We start from the raw sequence: 24,458 nt of genomic DNA on the forward strand, positions 1-24,458 counted from the left end.
ATACCAACTATCAGAACCAAACAATATTGCTATAATTTACGGTTTATTAACGTCCTTCCCTTAATATTACTATTACTAGTAATGAAATTTCGGGTATTAGTTATGCGTATTTTATTTTTATCCCTCTTGATGTCAAGTTTGGTTTTTGCCGAGCAAGGACAGTCTCTCGTACAATCTCAACCAGAAAAAATGCGTCGCGCGTCGATCCCCCTTCCGCCTCAAAAGCAACAACTCTCACAATATCAACCGCACGACCTTACCAAAGCCCGTCGAAAATCAGTTGTTCTGGTTCCAAAAGAAGTTGATGTTGGCACCTCTGATATCCGGACACTAAGACCATCTAACCCTGAAGTTGTCAAGAGATGTAACAAAGATGTTCTCCTGTTCGAAAACGGGATATCCGGAGTAAACCCTGGCGCGATCACAACTCAATCAGGGATTTCATGTGCCAATTTATCTTCAGGAAATCAAGTCATTCCATTAGGTGATATTTCAACGGTTCTTGACAGCATCAATAAATGGGCAACATACCTAAAGACAAAATCAGAAGCAGAATTAAAAGGTTTCTCTGAAACAGACCGAGGCATCATCCAAGCAGTAACAAATTTTGCCCTATCAGATAAAAAAATGCCGACACAAGGTATAGCAAATTTCTTTCCACGTGTTGATCCGCAAACCGTAAGATTAATGTTTGATCTAAGTTACTTAACCTATTACAACAAAGAAGACCGTAAATTCACGCCAAACTACGTATCAACCCCCTATGAACAAGAAATGTTAAAACTCAAAGGCCGAGTCGCAGCTTTGGAAAAGCGACTTCATAATTTGACACAATTCAGGCTAGATCTAGCCCGTATATTTGGTTCTGATGTTATTCGTTATGTTGAACAGCGACGCATTGAAAGCCAAGAAACCCGAGACCAACAACACCAAAGAGTCGATACAACTCAAGGTGAATACGATCAAAGATTTGGCCTACACAGTGACACAAAAGATAAAGTTGCATTTGATCAGCAATTCGGTGGGGGCAGTAAAAGTTCCGGCCTATCCCGAGGGAAAGATCAAGGACAAACAGATGTTCAGCGCACAGAAACAATGGATATAAAAGTCAAGAATCTGGCACCAGAAGTCCTTAGAGCACAAGCTGAAAACTTTAATCGTCTTGTTGCTGATGACGAAACAAAAATTGAAAATCCAAGCACAGCAACGCTAAACGACATTGAAAAACGCATTGGAATCGTCGAAGGAAAGATTAAATATGAACTTGTCGAAGCACGCCGATCAGTTACAATATTATCAGACCCCGTTGCCGGTGATTATTGGGTTAAAGTCGAACGCGTTTTCAGCCGTGAACTTGAAGGATTCACCCCTGTCGATATCCTATACCGCAACTTAACCTCTTATAAAAAATCATGGTTTGGTTCCGGCGTTGCAAAGTCAAAAAGCAGAGAAAGCAGCGATCTTGGTAACAAAGAAGTCTCAGGCGTCGTCCTTTATCGTGATTCTGAAGCATCCGATAACGACAAAAATGTTGACCAGATGATCATTGCTTTTTCCGGATCAAACTCAGAACAAGATTGGCTCCACAACTTCAACGTAAAACGATCACAAGGTAAGGCCAATCACTCCCTTGCAGTTGGCTATAGGGTCCACCAAGGAATCATGGACTCCCTTGATGAAACTCTAGACTATATGGGAACAAATCTAAAAAAATGGTTCCGTGATTATACCCAATCTCACCCTGTGGCCAATGGTCAAATCCCAACCCTAAGGATTGCCGTTACAGGACACAGTTTAGGGGGTGGGCTTGCTATGTTGATGGCATTATTGATTAAAGATCAAATTGCCCCTGTTTATGAAGGAAAAATCAATATCGATGTTGTTGTCTATACATTCGGAGCCCCTCCAATATTTGACAAAAATTTTGCCCAGAAAGCAGAAGATCGCCTTGGAAAACATAATGTTATTCGCGTTTGGAACGAAGGTGATCCTGTATCAACACTCAGTATTGTCTTAAAAAATGAAAAAGTGTTCAAACGTTCATTGCTTATGACGTTACTCGGTTATGCCCACATCGGGACAAGCATTCCATTGGTCGACCGCGAGGGAATTGCTAGTTTTTGGGATAAGTTTAGCCCTTGGAGTAATCACCTTGCTGATCGGTACGCCAATCTCCTTGCAACAAATTGGGACCAATTAGTCAATAGAAAAGCAAGTGATATTTACAGACTCTTACAATCAAAAGACTTACTCAAAACAAATATATTGCTAACAGCTCTCGATGACATAGGGCGCTTCCTAAGAGGTCGCGATACAGCTATTCTACCGTTAAAACCATTTCTCGTCGGCGATATCCTTGCAATGCTTAGAGATACAAGCGATAGATTTAATCAACAAAACTCAGGTGATAACACCATAAGAAACTATGACAGTATCCGTGATACACGCTATAGTGAAGGCAAAAAATCAGCACCAAAATTAGCAGGAGCTGATACAAAAGCACTAACCTATGCGCATGAATTACCGACAGGGCAAAAGGTGAAGATGAAAATTGATCGATCAACATCCTGTAGCACCAAAGATATTGTTAAATCAACCGGTATTAACCCTCAACAACTGGATAGGCTTGATGTCAGTGAGCTATCTTGTGGCTGCTGCTTGTCCAAGAATTTCTTCGTCAGTGCAGATGCGTCCCTTACCAGTAAGCTTAGGGGATTATTTGGCAAACGGATCAGCACTGTTGATCAAGTTTACAAACATTGTTCACGGTATTGTTCTCCGCTTGCAGGAACAGTATTTACTGACGCTAAAAAAGCCAACGTTATTGAAATTGGTGATCTCATGGATCGCATGGGACTTGGTGACATGTGGCGTGCAAAAAAACTAAAAGGGTAAACAGCGTAATTGTTTGTTGGCAGCTATGGTCTCCCTTGATGAGACTACAGCTGCCATACAAACAATCAACACAAATTAAATCGCACCGGATGAAGATGCCTGGGCCGGACTTACATATTGATCCAATTTTTCCTTGGTCAATTCAGTTTTGCGACCAAAGACCCGTTCATCACACAAAATTGACTTAATTCGTGCTTCATCATTCGACATCAAGAGTGAGAAAGCATAGAGTTTGGCTGCCTCGTTTGCTTTTTTATTGGATAAATTGCAATTCTTCAGTGTTTCTTTATCACGTAAGAATGCTATTTTTTTCACTACATCTGCAATATTGGTCGTTTTAATAAGACGAAAAACTACTCTCATAAAGTCTAATTTTGCATCAGACAAACCTGATGATTTTACACCGACAACCTTACTTTTGAAAAAATCCTGAATTTCGTTAATAACCAGATCAACCCCAGGCTCCGCGTGTTTGATATATAAAACTATCAAGTTACGCAGCATTTCCTCATCAATATTTTTCCCATAAATTGTCCGCAAATCTTTTAGCTTATCATCCTTGTGCGGTAAAAACGCTGAATTCTTAACGCCCTTGAGGATTAAATCAACAGGAAGATCAAGAGTTTTATCTGAAGAAAGAGAAAGCATATGTTCGATCCAGGAAGTAAATTCCTGTACAGCGGTTGCATCCAATTCATTTGTTGAAATATAGTTAAAAAATTTATCTCGTTCTGTTGCTACGTAGTTCAAAAGAGGAACAGCGTACTGTATTTTTGCGACCAACTTTTTGACCTCTTGTGATGATGAATACTTAATCCATTTATCTGGGTCGGACAATAAAACACCAATTAAATCAGGATTACATGCCCAAGACCTATTTTTATCATTAACTACATCAAGAATCCATGTGAAGCAGTCATTACTATACCAACCATGCCTTACCAAAGATACAGCAGACGATACAATGGCAGGAGTAATACTCATATGTTTTTGTATCTCAGAGAAAAAATGTACAAGATCTCGCTTATGATCCTCAGTAAAACCTCTTTCTCCCAATTTCTTTACGGTTTGGTAAGCTACTTGTGCCAATGAATCAGCATTTGCCAAGTTTTTTAATGGAGAAATTATCTGTGAAAATTGTTTTTCAAAAATATCATAAGAATAAGCAGGTGGTGGCGGTGGTGCCTGATAGGTATAAGTTTTTTGATTTGGATAGTAGTTTGGGCGATATTTATTATAATCTGCATAAGGCGTTCCACCGTAAGATGGAGCTGCCTGTGGTTGAGCATATACGGGGTGCTTTGGTGTCGAAGGCTGTGCCGCAACTTTCGCTTTATCAGACAAACGAAAATTAAAAACCATTTTAGGCCATCCATCACTGAATGCCGCCATAGAAGCATCTTTTTCAATTTGAGTTTTCTTTTGTCCAGTCAAGACTCCGTCTTCAAGAGCGTCTTGTTCTAATGTTCTGCACTTTCTATAAAAGCCAGCTAAACTCGCAGCACCTCTATTTTCCAATAGCGTATACGTAATTTGCCAAGAGCCATCAGCTTGCTTACTTGAAGAAATTTCTGCTCCTTCTAGCGTATCAGTCTTCCAATTCATCAGCATTTGCTGCAAAGCATAACTTTTATCTAAGAACGCAGCAAAACTTTCAATCCTTACATTCCAGGTTTTTTGCGTATCTAAACCATAAACTGCAATTATACCAGATCTAAAATCCCATATTTTACCACGAGCATCTCTTAAAACTGTATCCAGTCCACGAGCAACTAGTTTATCTTCACTCTGCCCTTGATTTTCTTTTGTACCCGCAAGATCACCACCCAAAACTTGCCTGTAAAAATCACTCAACGACGATATAGGGCACAAGTCCACAGCTGAAAGTTGTGAGGCCAAAAGTAGGAATAGAATATTTATTTTATACATAAGAACAATCTCTTTTTTTAATCTACTATTTATATAGAAATAAATCCTTATTATTGTAGTATTTTTTTACTTTGCATCATTTCCTTGTATTTTTTAGACAAAATAAAATTGTACGATCTAAAAGCCCACGCTTTATAGCTAGCAATCTTAATTCGGTTACAAAAATAAGGTACGAAGTGTGCACTCAGCATGTGAGTGACGCCATTTTGCATAGCCGATTTATAAAGAATCGGCTATATTGTCTTCCCCTATGGATGGTATGATGGTTCCCAACTAGCATTTACAGGAAGTTATCTATTTTAGAGAGACATACTGCTTGCTGCGTGTCAATTCAAATTCAATATAAGCAACCCGCGCTCGCGATGTTGTCATTGCAATTAGACGATCCAATAAAAGACGAATTGTTTCTTCATAGTGATGAAAATCTGTGATTTTTAGGTCCACTCGCTCATCACAAGACCAATCAACTAGTTCTTGAAACTTATTTTGAGTATCCCTATCATCCGGCAAAACATCGAGAACTAAATTCATAACTGAGCCAGCCCACAAGGTTGTATCTTCAGGCAATGTAAACCGCAAAAGTTTGCCAGAGACATTTATTTCTGCCGCCTTTAATCCAAGAAGCATTGAAATAATAGCGATGATTTTCATCCTATCCTCCGTTGTTACTCACCTATATTATAATAATTTTCTTAAAATTAAATATAATTGCGACATCCTATCATCTTTTATTCTTGAGTGGTCGTGTTAAGATTAAGACAACTTAGGAGGTCGACATGACAACACTGGAACAAAAAGCTGAATTCGAAAAATGGGTCATAAAATTACGCGATGATATTTGCGCGGAACTGGAAAAAATCGAGGAAGAATATGACCACGATTACCTGTTACCCGGTCAATTCCGCCGCGAATCATGGAAACGTAATGACCCAACTCAACCTGATAGCGACGGTGGTGGCGGAACCATGTCCGTCCTCAAAGGACGGGTTTTTGAAAAAGCTGGTGTTAACATTTCTTGCGTACACGGTCAGTTTGCGGAAAAATTTGCTAAAGAAATTCCTGGGGCCGCTGAAAATCCAAACTTTTGGGCCTGTGGAATATCTCTTGTTATCCACCCCTTAAACCCACTTGTGCCTGCTGTTCACATGAATACACGCCACATCGTAACCTCTAAATCCTGGTTTGGTGGGGGCGCTGACCTTACGCCGACATTCGAATATCCAGAGGATACAAAGGATTTTCACCAAGCCTTTCGAGATTGTTGCGATCGTCACCATCCAGATTATTATGCCAAGTTCAAACTGTGGTGCGATGAATATTTTTATCTACCTCACCGCAACGAAGCACGTGGTATTGGCGGGATTTTCTATGATTATGTGGACACCAGTTCTTTTGATGCCGACTATGCCTATACCCGCGATGTGGGCCTAACCTTCCTAAAAATCTATCCGGAACTTGTCCGTCGTCATTTCCAAAAGCCATGGACCGCCGAAGACAAGCAGAAACAACTTCAAAAACGCGGGCGATATGCTGAGTTCAATCTGCTGTATGATCGTGGCACCAAATTTGGCCTTCAAACCAATGGCAATACTGAAGCTATTCTGATGTCGCTGCCACCGGTTGCCGTATGGTAGGCTCGTACCCGAGACGCAGAACCTCGAGCGCGGGCAATGATGATGCATAAGCCATTATTTCCTGCGTCCTACCTTCGTATACATTTGTTCCGACTAAATCAAGTTCCCTTAAGGTTCCTAAATAGCGGGCTGACTGCAATGCGCCTCTAATATCATAATCCTGTTGCACTGGATGATGATAACGCCAATTCCAATATTTTTGCGACATGTTGTACAGGTCGATTCGGATTGAACGCCCCCCCCATGACCATTCGGGTTCAAAATTTGCTTTGCTGTTGTACCTGTATCTTTCAGTGACAAATACTTAAGATTCCTCAATTCACCATGCCTGATCAGATAGGCCAGATATCGGGAACTAATCTGGTTATCACTTAAGTCCAATCTCTTCAGTTGTTTTAGAAAACTACTCTGAACAAACGCATTAAACCATATTGAATTTAAATTATTGGAACTCAGATCAAGATTTTTAAGGACGGGAAAGTTTCCCGAATGACGTACAAAATTAAACAAGTCAATGCCCGTCATTTGAGTTCCACATAAAGTCAAGGCTTTTAACCTAGGAAACGCCGTTGAAAAAAATGTATTTAATAACGACTTGCGCCGATAGGGTTGCATAAAAAGTTTATGACCACATTGAATAGTCAACTCTCTAATAGTGCTGGCAGCCTGCCTAATCCAAAAAATAAACCCTGGCTCATCATAACTAAGCGTCATTTTAGTTATCGCAGGACAGTCACCTTGTTTTAAAACTTTTTTCAATTCAGCAGATAGCATACTCGGCGGATCAGGGTCATATAATTCGAGTTGACTTGATTCCCGCAACCCTTGAAGTCTTATTATTTTTTCAACACCTTGTCCCGTTAGCAAAACACTTAATGGTTTATAGTCATTAGTCAACCGCGCCAATCCCATTCGCAGAAGCTCACCAGAGCGATCTTTCCGCCTGGTCCGATGATCAGTTTCAACAGGCAAATCTAAATCGTATTGATCTAGATCCTTAAGCATACATTCTTAAAACCGCCTATCTACCTGCAAACAAGCATTAATATCTTTGTCTTCAACCATATACCCCATGATTTCGACCACTAATTCATTAGGGAGTTGATTAAATGGATTTTCCGGCAAGACTGGTTCTTGAGAAAAACAGAGTGAGGACAATAGCATTACAACGCACATAGAAACACCCTTTCATGTTTGAAAGAGAGCCACTCTGGCCGATGGTGTATATATGATCCTCTCGCGACCTGTTAACCAGGTTGGAGTCGTAATACTTTGACCACGGCCAAAGCAGGGACAACCCCATGAGATATCAATTGTGGTCCGGGGATTCATGAACCTGTCGAACCGAGCAGCTCTATTTAATTTAATACTACTTGATCTTAGTTTCAATAGTCTTAAGACGCTTTTGGATATCTTTCAAGACTTTTGTTTGCTCATCTTCTGTCGTTGCCTCTAAGTCTTCTTCGGCAGCTTGTAATGCCCCAACAACTACCCCAATAAACAAATTCAAGATGACAAACACCATAATAACATAAAACAGGTAAAAATAAACCCACGCATAAGCATAGACTTTTTGGACATCACGCAAAACATTATACCAATCGTCACCACTTAAAACCTGAAACAGTGTGTGCATTCCAACGCCTGCATCCGCAAAACGTTCTGATCCGGGAAACATCAGAACACCTAAAATACTAAAGGTCACAAAGATGATTATTAATAAGATCGTCACATTAGCAATACCTGGCAGAGATTTGTATAAACCTTGCAATATATGGCGCATTTTGGATGAGATTTCAATAAAGTAAAACAAACGAAGCACCCGCAACGACCGCATAATTTCAGCACTCAATCCTAGAGGCAAAGCCGATCCAAAAATAACAATGAAATCAAAAACATTCCAAGGCGACTTAAAAAACAAGCGACCATTGGCAATAAGTCTTAAAACAATTTCAAGAACAAACACACCAAGGATGATTTTATCTGCTGCAACTAAAATAGAGTGAATCTCTGATGGTGGCTGGTAATAAGTCAAAGCCAACAGAACTCCTGCATTTACAAGGATAAGAAGCCCTATAAAATAGTGAACTAGTTTACTTTCCATAAATCGAGCAAGCGCACTCTCAACGACATATAATCTTGGCATCTATTTTCTCAGCAGTTTAGAGTTTATACTTTAATTTGAACAAATTTTAGGAAACCAAACAACCCCTTGCGTTTTAAGTTAATTAATAGTATATTGTGGACAGAGTTTTTTATTTTCACTCGAATTTAAAATTCTCCTTGCCACCTAATAAGTTGGCTTTAGCTTGTTTTAACAATAAGTTTATATCCATAAGGAGTAACAATGAAACTGTACGAAACAGTATTTATCGTACGTCAAGATGCGACCCCAAATCAGGTCGAAACATTGACACAAGATTATACAAAAATTATCCGCGATAATGGCGGCGATGTTGCTAAGACTGAATTCTGTGGTCTTCGCACATTGGCATACCCAATTAAGAAAAACACAAAGGGTCACTACGTTTTAATGAACGTTAAAGCTGAATCCGATGTTGTAAAAGAAGTTGAACGTCAAATGAAATTGAATGAAAATGTTCTTCGTCACTTGACAGTTCGCGTTGAAGCACACGATCCAAATCCATCAGCTTTGATGCAACAAAAGAATTACAATCCAGACCGTAGCCGTAGCTATGATGATTCTGATGATGTCGTTACAGAAACAGCGGAGAATGCATAATGGCAAGAGATTTTGATAATAACCAAGACCGTTCTGCACCACAACGCCGTCAATTCTTCCGTCGCCGTAAATCGTGCCCATTCACAGGCGAAGGCGCGATGAAAATTGACTACAAAGATGCAAAAACATTGTTTAAGTTTGTATCCGAACGCGGAAAGATGATGCCAAGCCGCATCAGCGCCGTTTCCACAAAGAAACAACGCGAACTTGCAACAGCAATTAAGCGTGCCCGTTTCTTGGCAATTATGCCTTATGTAAACGACTAATCCAAACGGAGAGATATCAATGCAAATTATTCTATTACAACGAGTTGAAAAACTCGGTCAAATGGGTGATGTCGTCGAGGTTAAGAACGGTTATGCTCGTAACTATCTATTACCACAAAAAAAGGCTCTTCGCGCATCCAAAGCTAACCTAGAATTTTTCCAAAACCAAAAAACACATTTGGAAGCTGAAAATCTAAAGCGTCGTGATGAAGCGCAAGCTGTTGCTAAGAAAATGGACAATGTATCCGTTACATTAATCCGTCAAGCATCCGAAACAGGCCACCTATACGGTTCTGTTCGCAGCATGGACATCGCGGATATGCTTAAGACAAATGGATATGGCGTTGCTCGTAACCAAGTTCAATTGGATGCTCCGATTAAGACACTTGGTGTTCACAAAGCACGCATCGTTCTTCACCCAGAAGTTTCCATCTACGTTGGCGTTGTTGTTGCTCGCTCTGAAGAAGAAGCAGTTGTTGAAGTTGCAAAAGCAAAATCAGCAAATGCAAATGCTGATGCAGAACCAGTTGCAGCCGAAGCGTAAGTTCGCTTTTAAAGCAAAAAATGAAAGCCCCGATATTTGGGGCTTTTTTTATTGTCTGTTAATTTGCGTCCTTTAAAGTAAAGTGAATTCGATATGAGAGACACCAGGCACGCCCGTCATCTCCGACTAGCAAAGCTTGGGTTTCAACAGAAAGCCATAGATTTTATTGATTGGAGATCCAGTATCAGAGATGAGAGAGAAGAGCGTAGAGAGTAGAGAGTAGATAATACGTACACTACACCAACCAGATCCGCAAGTTGCTTTTGCGTAGCCCCCTTTTGAACCCTTAATTCCCTAAGCGCGCATGACCTAACTGTTTTGCATTACGCGCATAATGAAGCATATTCCCTCCGACATATGATCTACAGATCATAAAAAAGAGTTAACCAGACCCTTCTAGGTAATCAGCAACGACTGTCTTAATTCCAGAAGTTTCAAACTCAACCTTAATATTGTCACCATCGACATCTAGAACCGTTCCATATCCAAATTTCAAATGAAAGACACGCACGCCCTTTACAAAGGTATGAGTGGGTTCAACAGTAAATTCCGCATCAAATATACCAGCACGACTTTGAAGGCTTTTCTGCTGCCCAGATAAAGATCGTGGCCCATGCAATGCCTCTGCCCCACTCGCTTGGATTGAACGCACATGCTCAGCCGGCAATTCCGTTATAAACCGAGACGGCGTTGAATACTGCCAGCCTTGGAATGTACGTCGGTTATGGGCATAAGTGATGATCGCTTCCTGTCGCGCTCGAGTGATCCCCACATAAGCAAGCCGACGCTCTTCTTCTAAACCTTCGAGTCCGTTTTCATCAATCGCTCGTGCATTGGGAAAAATATTTTCTTCCCATCCCGGCAAAAAGACCGTACTAAATTCTAATCCTTTGGCTGCATGAAGGGTCATCAAGTTCACCATATCCGTATTAACAGTTGAGGTGGTATCCATCACCAACGTCACATGCTCAAGGAATGCTTGAACCGTCTCAAATTCACGAATGGCGCGAACAAGCTCTTTTAAGTTATCTAAACGCCCCGGTGCATCAGCTGATTTATCTTGACGCCACATGGCCGTATATCCAGATTCATCTAAAATCATCTCAAGGAAATTTGCCGGTTCCATATCCGGCAAACGATCTCGCCACGATTCAAGCTGTGTCAAAAAATCTTTCAGGGCATTTTTAGCAGTCCCCTTTAGCATCCCCTCATCCAAAAGCCCTTTGGTTGTCTCAACCAGTGATAAATTCGCTGCTCGTGATTCCCTGTGAATAACCTGTAACGTGGTTGCCCCTACTCCACGACGTGGTGTGTTGATGATCCGCTCAAAAGCCAATCCATCATTGGGTTGAGCAACCAAACGCAAATAGGCAAGTGCATCGCGAATTTCCATACGTTCATAAAACTTTTGCCCCCCAACCACCCGGTAAGGAACCCCCAAAACCAACAGACGATCTTCAAACTCACGGGTTTGGTAACCAGCACGGACAAGAATCGCCATGTCTGATAAGGAATGTCCTTGGCGTTGACGATGTTCGATTTCATCGCCGATAAAACGTGCTTCTTGGTCACTGTCATAGGTTCCACGGACAACAACCTTTTCACCTTGGTCAACATCCGTCCATAAAGTCTTATCAAAACGGCCGGAGTTGTTGGCAATTAAGCCAGCCGCAGCTCCCAAGATGTGGGGTGTGGAGCGGTAATTTTGCTCAAGGCGGACAACTGTAGCGCCAGGAAAGTCTTCTTCGAAACGCAAAATATTACCAACTTCTGCCCCGCGCCAAGCATAAATAGACTGGTCATCGTCTCCCACGCAACAAATATTACCGTGCCCCATGGCCAACATGCGCAACCACAAATACTGAGAAATGTTAGTATCTTGATACTCATCCACCAAGATATATCTAAATTGTTGCTGATAGGATTGCAAAACCTGCGGATGTGCCTGAAAAATAGTTAAATTATGAAGTAACAGATCACCAAAATCAGCTGCATTTAGAATGCGCAACCGTTCTTGATATTCTTTGTAAACAGCCAAAAGCATACGGTTTCCCGAGCTCTCAGAGGTACTTACCCGTTCGGGAAGCAAGCCCCTATCTTTCCACCGGCTAATGATACTGGCCACCATTTTCGGAGGATTCTTCTTATCATCAACCCCCTGAGCCTGCAATATTTGCTTTAAAAGACGTTGCTGATCATCTGTATCCAAAATTGTAAAATCACTCGTCAGACCAACTAAGTCTGCATGACGCCTGAGAATGCGCACAGCTAATGAGTGAAAGGTTCCTATCCAAAATCCCTCAATCGGTCTTGCAATCTGAGATGCCACACGTTCTTTCATCTCAGCTGCTGCTTTATTCGTAAACGTGACCGATAGAATTTGGTTGGGAAACGCTAAACCGCTGGCGATAATATGGGCGATTCGTGTCGTCAACACGCGCGTCTTGCCTGTTCCGGCGCCTGCCAAAACAAGAACAGCCCCCTCTGTCGTTTCAACAGCACGGCGTTGAGGGGTATTTAAATTATCAGCAATAAAATCATCTCGACGTTGGGGCAACACGTGTACACTCAATTCAGTTATGTTTTTATCAAGTGTACACGAATATAGGGCTAATTTTAAGCCTATTATTGGAGAGGAGCAACACCCGCTTCTTTATGAGCTTTTTCTAGGGATGCTAGCAACCTATCATAAGCCTCGCTAATTCGAGTACGCGGATCCTCAGAGGTTTGCTCTTCTTTAAAGACTTCCCGGGCTGCTTTAATATCAACATACTGTAAAATTGTCGTCACAGCATTCATTTCTTCTTTTGCAGCCTCAATTTGCGCCTTACGATCCTTTAAAGATTTCAACAAGAGTTGGTGCGCATATTCCAATAAATTACGAGGATCCTTTTCATCACGAACTTTTTGCTCAAATTCAAGCGAAGCTTCTGGCGATACATTTTTCATGACTTGATAAATTGCATGGAGTTCATCGACAGCATCAAGCATATCTTGCGATTCAATAGCTGTATTACTCCAGTCTGCCAAAACTTTTTCCTTATCTTTGCCGGCATGATAAGCTTGTTCAAATTCAGCAGCTTTTTTCGGATGTGTCGCTTGCATATTGGATAAAACCATGTCAAATTTTTCGTCAGTTTTTGCTGGCTTTTCAGGTTTGTCTGGCTCAATAGCAGGCGCATCATCTTCTACAGCAGTAGATGCATTACCTGCGTCAATCTCTGCTGGTTTCTCATCAACAGGCGAAGGATTACTAATATCGTCACCACCTGTTTGAGATTGATCAACCTCTGCTGGTGCGGGTGCATCTAATTCAACTGGCGCCGATTCAGCTTGAGTAACATCTTCAGCGTGAACAAAACTTGCAATACCCAATAACAGAAACAACTTATTCATGGCACTTCCTCAGACTATACAAATCTTAACTTACCTATGATTATAAATCCTTCTTATTAAAAAATACTTAAAGTTCGGTAAAATTTCCAATCTGATCAAGTATACTTCACTGATTCGCCCAAGCCCCTTTTTCATTTTGCTTCCAGTAGGCTAATTTATAGCTACCATCCTTATAGCTTTTATAACGTTCACGGGCTTTAGCAACTGAAGCATCGTCATTTCCATCAAACATGTCCATTACACGGGAAAACTGCCCCTCAGGGATCATAGCACCATTCAGGACAACAACGACATCCGCCTGGTTTACATTCTCAGATGCCAAGGATAACCAAACAGCATGGCGTTTCGGGTCCCCCTCAAAATTATGTGGAATAAAAGCACTTTGGGAAAAGGTCCACAAAACACTATTCAAGGAAACCATCCGTTCCTGATTATCACAGACAATAAGCGCCCTTAGCCCTGAAGAATAAATCTTTTCCACGAGCTTTGGCAAAGCCTTTTCAACAGGCATTGTGAGTAAGTGATAAAATGCAACTTCCATGATTATTCCTAATTATTGGTACAGCACTTGTAATTTTCTCTTCTCTCTTTGTCGAGAGGGATTGAGTGGGCTTTTAAAATATTCAGCATCTGAGTCGAATACTGTTGAAAATTGAGACCAAGAGCAGAGCGTGCATTAAGTACGTAAGCACCTGAAGCACAAATTTTCAACAGTAGGCGGCCATAGGATAGATGTTTACCTTTGCTCAATATGCTTTTTAACCCACATATTAAGCAACCGAACACCAAATCCCGTTGAGCCTGCTTGATACAAATCACCAGCTTTTTTATTCCAAGCTGTCCCAGCTATATCAAGGTGGGCCCATTTTGTTTCATTGACAAAACGTTGCAAGAACTGAGCTGCGGTAATGCTGCCAGCACTTCGTCCGTTTCCAATATTTTTCATATCGGCAATAACAGAATCAATCTGCTTGTCATAAGCCTTGGCCAGTGGCAAACGCCACAATTTTTCACCGACTGTTAAACCGGAATCATTCAAGCTTGATGCAAGCTCATCATTATTAGAGAACAACCCGGCGTATTCACCACCCAATGAGATAATGATTGCCCCTGTTAAGGTTGCAAGGTTAATCATGTGCGTTGGCTTAAAGCGATCTTGGGTATACCACAAGGCATCAGCCAAAACCAGGCGACCCTCGGCGTCTGTATTCAGAATTTCAATTGTTTGACCTGACATAGATTTGACAACATCTCCCGGACGTTGAGCATTTCCATCAGGCATATTTTCGACTAATCCCATAACACCAATAGCATTAACGGCTGCTTTACGACCGGCTAAGGCGCGCATCACACCAAGAACAGCAGCAGCCCCACCCATATCCCACTTCATATCATCCATATCTTGGGCCGGTTTTATGGAAATACCACCTGTGTCAAACGTTACCCCTTTACCAACAAAAGCAACCGGCGCATCCCCGGTCTTTCCACCGTTCCATTGCATGACAACGAGTTTAGACTCTTTAGAGCTCCCTTGACCAACCCCTAATAAGGAATAGCACCCTAGCTTTTCAAGTTCAGACTCACCGAGTACTTCTACCTTAAGCCCCAAGGATTCTAATTTTTTAGCTTCAGCAGCAAGAGTTTCAGGATAAATAACATTTGGTGGTTCTGAACAAACATGACGCGTCAGGAAAACACCTTCGGCAACTTGCTCAAGTTCCCTGAATTTCTTCTCTGCCTCTGCTGATTGTGATGTCATAACAGATACTGTTTTGACTTGGCAAAAATCAGTTGATTCTTTCTTGGTAAAATACTTAGGGAAATCCCATGATTTCAACAGAACGCCGCTTGCAACAATACCAGCCAAATCTGCGGATTGAAGTTCCGGAATGTATACAGTACAAGCATCGGACTGCTCTTTCCCCAAAGCAGAATAAATTTTACCGCCCAAAATTTCATAATCCAAATGACGATCAAGTTTTCCTGTTGCAATTAAATGCACTTTAGAAACAGACAAACTTACAGGCGCAGGAATTGATGCCATGCCCCCCTTATCAACATCCAAAGTCTTAGATGTGATCAATGCTGAAATCTGACCGTTGAGTTTTGTATCCAGATCACCCAGAAAAGAATCAAGTTTATTTGACGTTAGAACAGCAACCAAAATGCCAGAATTTGGCATGGTTGGGGTGGAAAATTTAATTTGCATAATATCCCCTCTTTCATATGATATGCCTCAAGTCTAAGGGATCAGGACTCTACATTCAAGGAATAATGAATTTAATTTCCGGCAGCACGTCACACGATCATTCAGACCATACTCCGAAAATGTCCGACATATTCGCAGTATGGTCCGGTTTTTGACCATGACATCCCCCTCGACATATGGCATTTATTTAAGTAGAGTGGAAAATAATATAAAGAATACTTAGATAATACTCATGACACGTGAACATGCCCATCGCTATGCGGCACAAAATCGCCGCGCAAGATTTGACTACTTCATTATCGAAGAAATGGAGGCAGGCATCGTATTGACTGGCAGTGAAGTTAAGTCACTGCGAGCAGGTCGTGCGTCCATCAATGAAACCTATGCGGGTGAGATGAATGGTGAGATCTTTTTATTTAATGCCAACCTTCCTGTATATGAACAAGCCAACCAATTCAATCACGAACCTAAACGCCCACGTAAATTATTGCTCCACAAGCGGCAAGTCAATAAACTAATTGGCGCGATCCAACGCAAAGGAATGACGTTAGTCGCTTTGTCCGTCTATTTTAATGACAAAGGACGCGCTAAAGTTCAGCTCGGTCTTGCAAAAGGTAAAAACGTCGTCGACAAACGCGAAACAATCAAAGAACGAGACTGGAACCGTGAGAAATCACGTATCCTAAAAGGATAGATCAATGCGGATTATTCGCAACATCGTAACAATAAGCGGTTTTACATTCATCAGTCGTATTTTTGGATTGATTCGAGAAAGTATGATCTCTCACCTTTTAGGCGCCAGCATTGTCACAGATGCGTTCTTTGTTGCATTTAAATTCCCCAATTTCTTTCGTAGAATCTTTGCCGAAGGGGCTTTTAATGCAGCTTTTGTTCCTCTCTTTTCACGTAAACTTGTTTCAGACGGCCGCGAGGGCGCCAAAGAACTCGCCGAACAGATTTTTTCTGTTATGATGGTTTTCTTGACGATCTTCGTGGCTTTAGTTGTTATCTTCACCCCCTCTATTATCCATATCTTGGCACCAGGATTTGCAACAACGCCAGAACGCATGGAACTGGCTATAACCTTTACAAGAATTACATTTCCTTACATCTTATTCATTTCACTGGCTGCTCATTTATCCGGCGTTTTAAATTCATTTGACCGATTTGCAGCAGCAGCCGGCATCCCTATTCTGTTAAATATCGTGATGATATCTGCCCTCCTAATCTGTCCCTACACCGGAATTACCTTTGGGGAAGGATTATCCATAGCCGTTGCCTTAGCAGGCATTATCCAGCTATCTTGGCTTTATGTCGCATGTTGGCGTATGGATTTCAGAATCCGCTTTCGGCGCCCTCGCATTACCCCCGAAGTCAAAGAACTACTCAGGCTTATGTTACCAGGTGCCATTGGAGCCGGCGTTATGAACATCAATATTTTTATTGATACGATTATCGCATCCTATTTACCAGAAAAATCAGTATCTTATATTTTTTATGCGGATCGCTTAAACCAACTCCCTCTATCAATCCTAGGGATCGCCATTGGAACAGCTCTCTTACCAATGCTATCAAGACAACTCAAATCAGGTGAGCATGAAAAAGCGTTAAAAAATAAACGCCTTGCAACAGAAGTCGCCCTTCAACTAACGCTACCATCTGCGGTTGGGCTGGCCATCTTAAGCTACCCCATCATCCACTTAATCTACGGTTTATCAGAGACAGATACCCAAGCAACAGCAATGGCTTTGGCAGCCTTTGCCCTAGGTATTCCAGCTTATGTCTTGAACAAAGTTTTAATTACTGGTTTTTTTGCTCGCCAAGACACAAAAACCCCTGTGAAAATTGCAGTCAGTTGTATTATTTTGAATCTTGCTCTCAATCTGATTTTTATTGAACACTTCGCCCACGTCGGCCTCGCCTTATCAACCTCGCTATCAGCTTGGGCTAATACGGTCATCCTCTATATCGTTTTGAAAAAAAGAAATTGGTTTAGCCTTGACGCCAGCTTTTATAAGAATATCTCAGTCATATCTTTGATTGCAGTAGTGATGGGACTGGCTTTGCGGGCAATTGATAGTAATTTTGTTATAGCTAATGCGTCATTCTTACAGCAATTAGTTTATGTCATAGCTCAAGTTTTGTGCGGAGCAAGTATTTACTTCATATTAGGTCTTGTGACACATCAGATTTCATTCAACCGTTTAAGATCTTTACTTGCAAAATAGACCCAAAATAAATACAGAAGCCAATTTTTAATCCGGTCATTTTGCTAGGATATAAAAGAACGCATATAGAGAAAACTGAATTCTTGACAATCTTAATAAACAGTGACATTGTTAACCTACAGAAGTTAATTCCTCTAAATTTGGTAATGTTGTGATCAGGTTTTTGCAAAAAAATCTTAATTTTTTGTTTTTCTCACAGCAGGACTATCTCGCCAAAAATTCATCACCCATACAACATATAGTCGTTCCGCTTCATTTTCTGACACGGCACAAAGAGCAGCGGCAAGGTGTACAGTTAGTACATAAGCAACGCGACACTATCAGAAAATCAAATCAAATGACTACATCAGGAATGCTACCATGAGCGCTCTTAACAACAATAATAATAATGACACTCCTCCTATTCCAAAAGATATCTGGGCTATTGGCTTAGCCGTCTTTTTTACAAATCTTTCGTCTGTAATGGTTCGCAGTATTTCCGCAATTTACATGAAGACCATTCTGGGTGCCGGATCTGGCATGATTGGTACTATTGAAGGCATCGTTGAGATGCTTTCTTTTTTGATGAAAATGATGTCAGGCGTTTATAGTGATTATTTACGTCGCCGTAAATTCATCATCATTTTAGGCTATTTCTTTATGTTTTTAAGTAGACCATTGATTGCAGCCTTCGGCAATCTACAGGCGGTCATCAGCGCACGTTTTCTAGATAGAATTGGCAACGGAATCCAAGCATCTCCTCGCGATGCCCTAGTCGGAGATTTAGCCCCTAAATCTATTCGTGGCGCCTGTTATGGCCTGCGCATTAGCCTCGGTACTGCAGGGTCATTTGCCGGCGCTGTTGTTGCTCTTGGATTAATGTTCTGGCATGGGGAAAATTACCAAATGGTCTTTTGGCTGGCATCTATCCCCGCACTTTTATCGGTCATTATTCTGGCAACACAAGTCAATGAGCCAAAAATAACCGAAAATCACGTTACTATAGCAACAACCGAAGAGAAAAAAGGTCGTCACCCAATGCACTTGAGTGATATCCCCCGATTAGGCAAACCTTTTTGGATGCTCATGATCGTTGTTGGTATTTTTATGATTGCACAGTTAGGTGAACCCATTTTAGTCCTTCATGCCCATGAAAGTTTCCAACTATCAGGCAAATTTATTCCGCTGATTCTAATTGTCTATAACTCCACATACTCCAGTGTTTCATACCCAGCGGGAAAAATGTCAGATAAGATTGGTCGCATCAACATGCTTATTGTTGGTTTTCTATGCCTGCTTATCGGTGATATCTTATTAAGTTCCGCTCAGGATCTATGGATAGTATTTATAGGAATTGCTATGTGTGGTGCTCAAATGGCAATTACCCAAAGCATATTTATGTCTTTGATTGCAGACAGCGTTCCTAAGGATCTAAGAGGAACAGGTTTTGGCGTTTTTTATCTCATTTGCGCTATCTCCGTCTTTATTTCAAATGCCGGATCAGGCTTCATCGCCGAAGCCATGGGTGAACGCTATGCCTTTATAGCTTCGCTCGTTATAGGCAGCATTTCTTTAATTGCTCTGTTAATGTTTGCAAAGAAAATTTCGCCCAAAGAGAAGTTGCCCATCTCAGCATAACGTGCAACCATAGTACTAGAAGATATTTATTTTCTGGTACTCTATATGGTTCAAGTCAAACACTATCGATGTATAGAATTACGCCAGTCATTTGTATTGTTATTATTTTTTAATAACACCTATGCCTTAGAACCGATAATTTCATCCTTTGCATTTACACGCCTGATACAACCTGAAGTCCGCCAGCTAAAAGATTATTTACACCAAATAGAAGATACAAGTAAAAGGCACCTCAAACCAAAACAAATTAAATCAATTATTCACCACTTTGATCGAGGACAAATCTATCGCAAACAATCCCAAGAATTAGTAAAAGCAAGACAAGCATTCCAACGCAGAAAAATTATGATTACCGCAGATTGGTGCTATTATACTCATGAAAAAATGCATGATCTAGCCCCTATCCCTCTGAACCATAACTTGGATGATATCCAAATAACTCCCGAAGACGCATGGGATTTACATCACATTGCATTTTTACGACTTAATGGGCAAAACGAATGGTGGAATATCATCCCAATTCCCTGGAAAGAACATCACTCGGTAATTCATGGAAAGGATCAACCCGGAGAAATTCTTCATAAAATGCTTGAGGAGAGGTTTCAGCACGACAATGAGCCACCTTTATAATTAATACCCCCTGAATTGAATAGTGAAGTACTCGATATGGCAGATCCTCTCACTTCTTTTCCTGTGGGAGAGACAGAAGCCTATTTTATTACTATCAGTTTGGAATGGCTATAATTTTAACTTACTGCGGTTTTCTTCTCAGTCTGATCAACGGTCAGATCTTGATCGACTTTTGATTTGATCATTTCTTTTACATCATCGGATTTTGCAGCAGCTTGACGGTTCTCATCTTGAATTCTGTCGTAAATTTCTTTACGAAGTATGCGGTTTGATTTTTCATAATCAAAACTTAGCTTTACAATACTACCACGGATTTCTGATACGGTTAGGGTAATATCATCGTTAATAATAATCGATTCCCCAACTTTTCGAGTTAAAAACAACATAATGAACCTCTTGTCCTACATCTTTACCCTAAATTTACCACAATTTTAAATAAATATTAAGATAATTATTTTATTCTGGAATTAAGTTAAGGAGAGTTTCATGCAACTACCAAACAATACCCTGAACAGTCTTGTCGGAAAAATGACGTGGAACATTGCGCGTGGGCAACGGATTTCTAGCAACATAGCAAACTATGATGTACCTAATTATCAGCGCTTAGATATAAAACCATTTAAACAATCAATTAGAACATCACCACTTCACAATGAAACACTCCTTTCTGTACAGAGTACACGTCATGGTCATGAAATGTCACGCGAAGAAGAAATGCTAAAGCTCAGTGAAAATACATCGAACTACCAAGCGAACCTCAATTTGTTAAAAAAATATTTTGGTTTACTAAAAACAGTTATTGGGAAGATGGGACAATAAAAAATGGCTAGCACCCTTTCTGAATCTCTAAGAGCATCAACTTCCGCTATCGTGGCACAGAATAAACGATTACTTGTTATCACCCAAAACCTTGCAAACTCTGATACAAAACCATCAACACCTGGGGGAGATCCTTACAAACGGAAAACGATTGTTTTATCACCCGAAACAGACTCAAAAACAGGGACTTCTATTGTTAAAGTCAAAAAAATTGGCACCGACCCAAAACCTTTTAAGGAAGTGTATGATCCGAAAGATCCAGCCGCAGATGCTAATGGATTTGTCAAAATGCCAAACATTACTCCTTTAATGGAAATGGTAGATATGCGGGAAGCAAGCCTAAACCATGAAGCGAATCTCAGGGCTTATGAAAAAGGCTTAAAGATGATGGAAGACACAATTGGATTATTACGTAGTAACTAAGGAAGATTAAAATGAGCATACTTGGAGCAACCTCAGCTGCTAGTCAATACAATAAGATTGCAGGATTCGGCCAACAAAACCAAAGTAAAGGCGTTGGTTTTCAAGATATCCTATCCAACACCCTCAAAGACACAGCAGAATCCGTCAGAACAAACGAAGGACTTGCCAAACAACATGTGGTGGATAATGTGGACTTAACAAAATTAACCACAGATACAGCCCAACTAGATGTTGCCATTACAACAATTACAGCCCTTCGCGATAAAGTTATTGGGGCTATCCAAGAACTTCAAAAAATGCCGATATAAAAAAAGAGCCTTTTAAAGGCTCTTTCTCTTAGACCATCGCCATACCACCGTTGACATGGAGCGTTTGGCCTGTCATATAAGATGACTCGGCAGATGCCAAGTAGACTGCTGCATTTGCAATATCTATAGACGTCCCCATTTTACCAGTTGGAATACCGGACAGAATTTTTGCCTTAGTTGCTTCAGGAAGCTCGTCTGTCATTGCTGACTCAATAAAACCAGGAGCAATACAATTAACAGTAATACCACGGCTTGCAAGTTCAATAGCCAAAGATTTTGTCATACCCACCAAGCCGGCTTTCGACGCACAATAATTAGCTTGACCAGGGTTGCCTGTAAAGCCAACAACGGATGAAATATTAATGATTCGACCATGACGACGCTTCATCATTCCCTTTGTCGCTGCACGAGTCAATCTAAAAGCAGCTGTCAAGTTAACTTCCAACACGGTATCCCAATCTTCATCTTTCATGCGCATGATCAGCGTATCGCGTGTGACACCGGCGTTATTCACAAGAATATCGAGCTTTCCAAGTTTTGCCTCAACAGCCGGAACCAAAGCCTCTACACTTTCAGCATCAGACAAATTGCATGGAAAAACGTGAACACGATCACCGAGTTCAGTCGCTAGCTCATTCAAAACAGCTTCACGAGTACCAGAAATCGCCACAATGGCACCTTGTTGATGGAGTTTAATCGCAATTTCACGGCCCAAACCACCTGTTGCTCCTGTTACCAAAGCGACTTGATCATTAAGTTGAAACATTCTTATATCCTTATTTACGCAACGAGCTTACGCCCTAAATCATCAATAAACGGGGTTAAATCCCCAACAGAGTTAATTGAAAGTGCTTGAACGTCAGGGGCTGATTTTTTCACCAATCCAGTAAGAACTTTACCCGCACCCACTTCAATACTATGAGTAATACCATGAAGTGGTAGAGAAATCATAGATTCCCGCCAACGAACACGGCCTGTCACTTGTTCAACCAAAAGTCTTTTTAAAATCTCGTCATCACTAACAAGACTTGCAGTCACATTTGTCAAAATCGGACAGCCAGGCGCACTTGATTGTACTAAATCCAAAGATTCAGTCATTGCTTCAGCAGCAGGATCCATCAACGGGCTGTGAAATGGTGCACTCACAGGAAGTGGAAGAGCACGTTTTGCCCCTCTTTCCAAAGCTAACGGAATAGCACGATCAATCGCATCTTTGTGACCACTGATGACAACCTGTCCATCAGAGTTGTCATTAGCAACAACACAAACTTGGCCTTGTGCGGCATCTTGTGCCAAGATTTCAACAGCCTCAATTGGCATATTCAGAATTGCTGCCATCGCCCCCTGCCCGACTGGCACAGCCTTTTGCATTGCTGCTCCTCGAATACGTAACAGTCTTGTTGTATCAGCCAAATTAAACGTACCAGCAGCGCAGTTTGCTGTGTACTCACCCAAAGAATGCCCAGCCATGAAGGCTGTTAGGCTGGACGCCTTAACACCAAGTTCTGATTCCATCGCCCGTATGATTGCCATACTCACAGCCATCAGAGCAGGCTGTGTATTTTCAGTCAACGTCAAATCTGCTTGTGAACCGTCAAAAATAATCTGGCTCAATTTCTGATTCAGTGTGCTGTCAACCTCTTCAAAAACCTGTTTAGATACAGAAAAATTATCATAGAAATCACGCCCCATACCAACGACCTGTGATCCTTGGCCAGGAAAAGTAAAAGCAATCTTCATTTGACTTCCTTTTTATTTATGATACTCAAGATACCATCTAACAAAATCTGGTACTCCATCGTCAATTGTTGTTTTTGGTAAATAGCCAAGATCTGCCTTAGCTTTATCGATATTAGCATAGGTTTCTTTTACGTCCCCTAACTGCATTGGCATTGAATTAATAATCGCTTTCTTACCGATCGTTTGTTCAATTAAGTCAATGACCCGTGGTAAATCTTCGCAACGATTATTCCCAAGGTTATAAATTGGATGACGCTCACCATGGGTATTCGTCGGATTACGTCGCACAGCGGCTACAACACCAGACACAATATCATCCACATAGGTAAAGTCGCGTTTCATCTTTCCGCCATTATATAAATCAAGAGGCTCACCCGCCAAAATTGCTTTAGTAAACTTGAATGCTGCCATATCAGGGCGCCCCCAAGGGCCATAGACAGTAAAGAAACGTAACCCTGTTGCCGGCATTCCATACAAGTAATTATAGGACTGAGCCATCAATTCATTCCCACTCTTCGTCGCAGCATACAAAGAAATCGGTGTCGCTGTCATCTGGTCTTCTGTAAACGGCATATTGGTGTTTGAACCATAGATTGAAGACGTACTCGCATATACAAGGTTTTCAAATCCCTTTTGATGACGACACAACTCTAAAACAACTAAGAATCCTGTGATATTGCTTGCAACATAAGCAAACGGATTCTCAATGGAATAACGAACCCCTGCCTGAGCTGCTAAGTTAATGGCACGCTTTGGCTCATACTGCGCCCATACCCTTGACATTGCCTCGCGATCACTAATATCAATTTCGTGAAAATGAAAATTTGGGTAGGCTGCAAGACGTTTTAGGCGATCTCTTTTAAGTTGAACTGAGTAATAATCATTAACATTATCAACACCAACAACTGTCTCACCTTCTTCGAGAAGGCGAACAGCCGTTGTCATCCCAATAAAACCAGCACAGCCAGTCAAAAAGATAGGAGAATTAGACATCTAATTTTTCTTAATTCGATTAAATATAAAAAAGTTTTACCACATTTGCCTAAATACAACAACTTGTTTAGTTTACCGACATCC

General features: G+C 41.1%; 25 protein-coding genes and 1 other RNA gene. 12 read left to right on the forward strand and 14 right to left on the reverse strand.

Annotation, left to right across the window (positions count from 1 at the left end; all coding sequences use genetic code 11):
• Positions 1-102: 102 nt before the first annotated feature.
• Positions 103-2,895: a lipase family protein gene (locus KF820_00180; protein MBX3456765.1), complete on the forward strand. Its 2,793-nt coding sequence runs from the start codon at positions 103-105 to the stop codon at positions 2,893-2,895.
• A gap of 75 nt (positions 2,896-2,970) precedes the next feature.
• Here KF820_00180 and KF820_00185 read toward each other — a convergent pair whose 3' ends face one another.
• On the reverse strand, positions 2,971-4,824 hold the full coding sequence (locus KF820_00185; protein ID MBX3456766.1) for a hypothetical protein: 1,854 nt from the start codon (positions 4,822-4,824) through the stop codon (positions 2,971-2,973).
• Positions 4,825-5,118: 294 nt separating this feature from the next.
• A complete protein-coding gene (locus KF820_00190) occupies positions 5,119-5,475 on the reverse strand; it encodes a hypothetical protein (GenBank protein ID MBX3456767.1) in 357 nt (118 codons plus the stop codon).
• Positions 5,476-5,600: 125 nt separating this feature from the next.
• On the opposite strand from KF820_00190, the gene hemF reads away from it, so the two are divergent.
• Positions 5,601-6,458 carry an oxygen-dependent coproporphyrinogen oxidase gene (hemF, locus tag KF820_00195; GenBank protein ID MBX3456768.1) on the forward strand — a complete coding sequence of 286 codons (858 nt, stop codon included), beginning with the start codon at positions 5,601-5,603 and terminating at the stop codon, positions 6,456-6,458.
• Positions 6,459-6,575: 117 nt separating this feature from the next.
• Here hemF and KF820_00200 read toward each other — a convergent pair whose 3' ends face one another.
• From KF820_00200 to KF820_00215, 4 genes are all read right to left on the reverse strand, one after another.
• Complete coding sequence (locus KF820_00200; GenBank protein ID MBX3456769.1) at positions 6,576-7,463, reverse strand: leucine-rich repeat domain-containing protein; 888 nt, start codon at positions 7,461-7,463, stop codon at positions 6,576-6,578.
• A gap of 6 nt (positions 7,464-7,469) precedes the next feature.
• Positions 7,470-7,634 (reverse strand): hypothetical protein, encoded by a 165-nt coding sequence (locus tag KF820_00205; GenBank protein MBX3456770.1) that lies wholly within the window; start codon positions 7,632-7,634, stop codon positions 7,470-7,472.
• 22 nt (positions 7,635-7,656) lie between these two features.
• Positions 7,657-7,816, reverse strand: a non-coding RNA gene (gene ssrS / locus KF820_00210) — 6S RNA.
• Between the two features lie 11 nt (positions 7,817-7,827).
• Positions 7,828-8,604 carry an ion transporter gene (locus KF820_00215; protein MBX3456771.1) on the reverse strand — a complete coding sequence of 259 codons (777 nt, stop codon included), beginning with the start codon at positions 8,602-8,604 and terminating at the stop codon, positions 7,828-7,830.
• Positions 8,605-8,805: 201 nt separating this feature from the next.
• Between KF820_00215 and rpsF the strand changes: the two genes are divergently transcribed.
• From rpsF to rplI, 3 genes are read left to right on the forward strand one after another with little or no spacing between them, the layout of a single operon-like run.
• Positions 8,806-9,201, forward strand: a complete 396-nt coding sequence (gene rpsF / locus KF820_00220) for a 30S ribosomal protein S6 (protein ID MBX3456772.1) — start codon at positions 8,806-8,808, stop codon at positions 9,199-9,201.
• Positions 9,201-9,467, forward strand: coding sequence for a 30S ribosomal protein S18 (gene rpsR / locus KF820_00225; protein MBX3456773.1), 267 nt, complete (start codon positions 9,201-9,203; stop codon positions 9,465-9,467). Before rpsF ends, rpsR begins: the two co-directional genes overlap by 1 nt.
• Positions 9,468-9,486: 19 nt before the next feature.
• Positions 9,487-10,011, forward strand: coding sequence for a 50S ribosomal protein L9 (rplI, locus tag KF820_00230; GenBank protein MBX3456774.1), 525 nt, complete (start codon positions 9,487-9,489; stop codon positions 10,009-10,011).
• Between the two features lie 382 nt (positions 10,012-10,393).
• Here rplI and KF820_00235 read toward each other — a convergent pair whose 3' ends face one another.
• The 4 genes from KF820_00235 to KF820_00250 all read right to left on the reverse strand — a co-directional run bounded on the left by KF820_00235 (position 10,394) and on the right by KF820_00250 (position 15,616).
• Positions 10,394-12,571: a UvrD-helicase domain-containing protein gene (locus KF820_00235; protein ID MBX3456775.1), complete on the reverse strand. Its 2,178-nt coding sequence runs from the start codon at positions 12,569-12,571 to the stop codon at positions 10,394-10,396.
• 65 nt (positions 12,572-12,636) lie between these two features.
• A complete protein-coding gene (locus tag KF820_00240; protein ID MBX3456776.1) occupies positions 12,637-13,407 on the reverse strand; it encodes a hypothetical protein in 771 nt (256 codons plus the stop codon).
• Positions 13,408-13,513: 106 nt separating this feature from the next.
• Positions 13,514-13,948 carry a DNA polymerase III subunit chi gene (locus KF820_00245; GenBank protein MBX3456777.1) on the reverse strand — a complete coding sequence of 145 codons (435 nt, stop codon included), beginning with the start codon at positions 13,946-13,948 and terminating at the stop codon, positions 13,514-13,516.
• Positions 13,949-14,143: 195 nt separating this feature from the next.
• Positions 14,144-15,616: a leucyl aminopeptidase gene (locus KF820_00250; GenBank protein MBX3456778.1), complete on the reverse strand. Its 1,473-nt coding sequence runs from the start codon at positions 15,614-15,616 to the stop codon at positions 14,144-14,146.
• 232 nt (positions 15,617-15,848) lie between these two features.
• On the opposite strand from KF820_00250, the gene smpB reads away from it, so the two are divergent.
• From smpB to KF820_00270, 4 genes are all read left to right on the forward strand, one after another.
• Positions 15,849-16,310, forward strand: coding sequence for an SsrA-binding protein SmpB (gene smpB / locus KF820_00255; protein ID MBX3456779.1), 462 nt, complete (start codon positions 15,849-15,851; stop codon positions 16,308-16,310).
• Positions 16,311-16,314: 4 nt separating this feature from the next.
• Positions 16,315-17,844 (forward strand): murein biosynthesis integral membrane protein MurJ, encoded by a 1,530-nt coding sequence (gene murJ, locus KF820_00260; GenBank protein MBX3456780.1) that lies wholly within the window; start codon positions 16,315-16,317, stop codon positions 17,842-17,844.
• Between the two features lie 360 nt (positions 17,845-18,204).
• A complete protein-coding gene (locus KF820_00265; GenBank protein ID MBX3456781.1) occupies positions 18,205-19,461 on the forward strand; it encodes an MFS transporter in 1,257 nt (418 codons plus the stop codon).
• A gap of 45 nt (positions 19,462-19,506) precedes the next feature.
• Positions 19,507-20,091 carry a hypothetical protein gene (locus tag KF820_00270; GenBank protein MBX3456782.1) on the forward strand — a complete coding sequence of 195 codons (585 nt, stop codon included), beginning with the start codon at positions 19,507-19,509 and terminating at the stop codon, positions 20,089-20,091.
• Between the two features lie 116 nt (positions 20,092-20,207).
• Here KF820_00270 and csrA read toward each other — a convergent pair whose 3' ends face one another.
• Positions 20,208-20,477, reverse strand: a complete 270-nt coding sequence (csrA, locus tag KF820_00275) for a carbon storage regulator CsrA (GenBank protein ID MBX3456783.1) — start codon at positions 20,475-20,477, stop codon at positions 20,208-20,210.
• A 100-nt stretch (positions 20,478-20,577) separates the two neighbouring features.
• Here csrA and KF820_00280 point away from each other — a divergent pair, with 100 nt between their 5' ends.
• The 3 genes from KF820_00280 to KF820_00290 are packed head-to-tail and all read left to right on the forward strand — an operon-like array spanning position 20,578 to position 21,641.
• The gene (locus KF820_00280) at positions 20,578-20,910 is read left to right on the forward strand and encodes a hypothetical protein (GenBank protein ID MBX3456784.1); all 333 of its coding nucleotides are present in this window, start codon (positions 20,578-20,580) and stop codon (positions 20,908-20,910) included.
• A 3-nt stretch (positions 20,911-20,913) separates the two neighbouring features.
• On the forward strand, positions 20,914-21,333 hold the full coding sequence (gene flgC / locus KF820_00285; GenBank protein ID MBX3456785.1) for a flagellar basal body rod protein FlgC: 420 nt from the start codon (positions 20,914-20,916) through the stop codon (positions 21,331-21,333).
• An 11-nt stretch (positions 21,334-21,344) separates the two neighbouring features.
• The gene (locus tag KF820_00290; GenBank protein ID MBX3456786.1) at positions 21,345-21,641 is read left to right on the forward strand and encodes a flagellar hook-basal body complex protein FliE; all 297 of its coding nucleotides are present in this window, start codon (positions 21,345-21,347) and stop codon (positions 21,639-21,641) included.
• 28 nt (positions 21,642-21,669) lie between these two features.
• Here KF820_00290 and fabG read toward each other — a convergent pair whose 3' ends face one another.
• Genes fabG through KF820_00305 form a run of 3 tightly spaced genes read right to left on the reverse strand, consistent with a single transcriptional unit; the run spans position 21,670 to position 24,374 of the window.
• Positions 21,670-22,407: a 3-oxoacyl-[acyl-carrier-protein] reductase gene (gene fabG, locus KF820_00295; protein MBX3456787.1), complete on the reverse strand. Its 738-nt coding sequence runs from the start codon at positions 22,405-22,407 to the stop codon at positions 21,670-21,672.
• A 14-nt stretch (positions 22,408-22,421) separates the two neighbouring features.
• The gene (gene fabD, locus KF820_00300) at positions 22,422-23,381 is read right to left on the reverse strand and encodes an ACP S-malonyltransferase (GenBank protein MBX3456788.1); all 960 of its coding nucleotides are present in this window, start codon (positions 23,379-23,381) and stop codon (positions 22,422-22,424) included.
• Between the two features lie 12 nt (positions 23,382-23,393).
• Positions 23,394-24,374 carry a GDP-mannose 4,6-dehydratase gene (locus KF820_00305; GenBank protein MBX3456789.1) on the reverse strand — a complete coding sequence of 327 codons (981 nt, stop codon included), beginning with the start codon at positions 24,372-24,374 and terminating at the stop codon, positions 23,394-23,396.
• Positions 24,375-24,458 lie beyond the last annotated feature (84 nt).

It is taken from the genome of Candidatus Paracaedibacteraceae bacterium, from assembly GCA_019636055.1.
Lineage (GTDB): Bacteria > Pseudomonadota > Alphaproteobacteria > Paracaedibacterales > Paracaedibacteraceae > Paracaedibacter.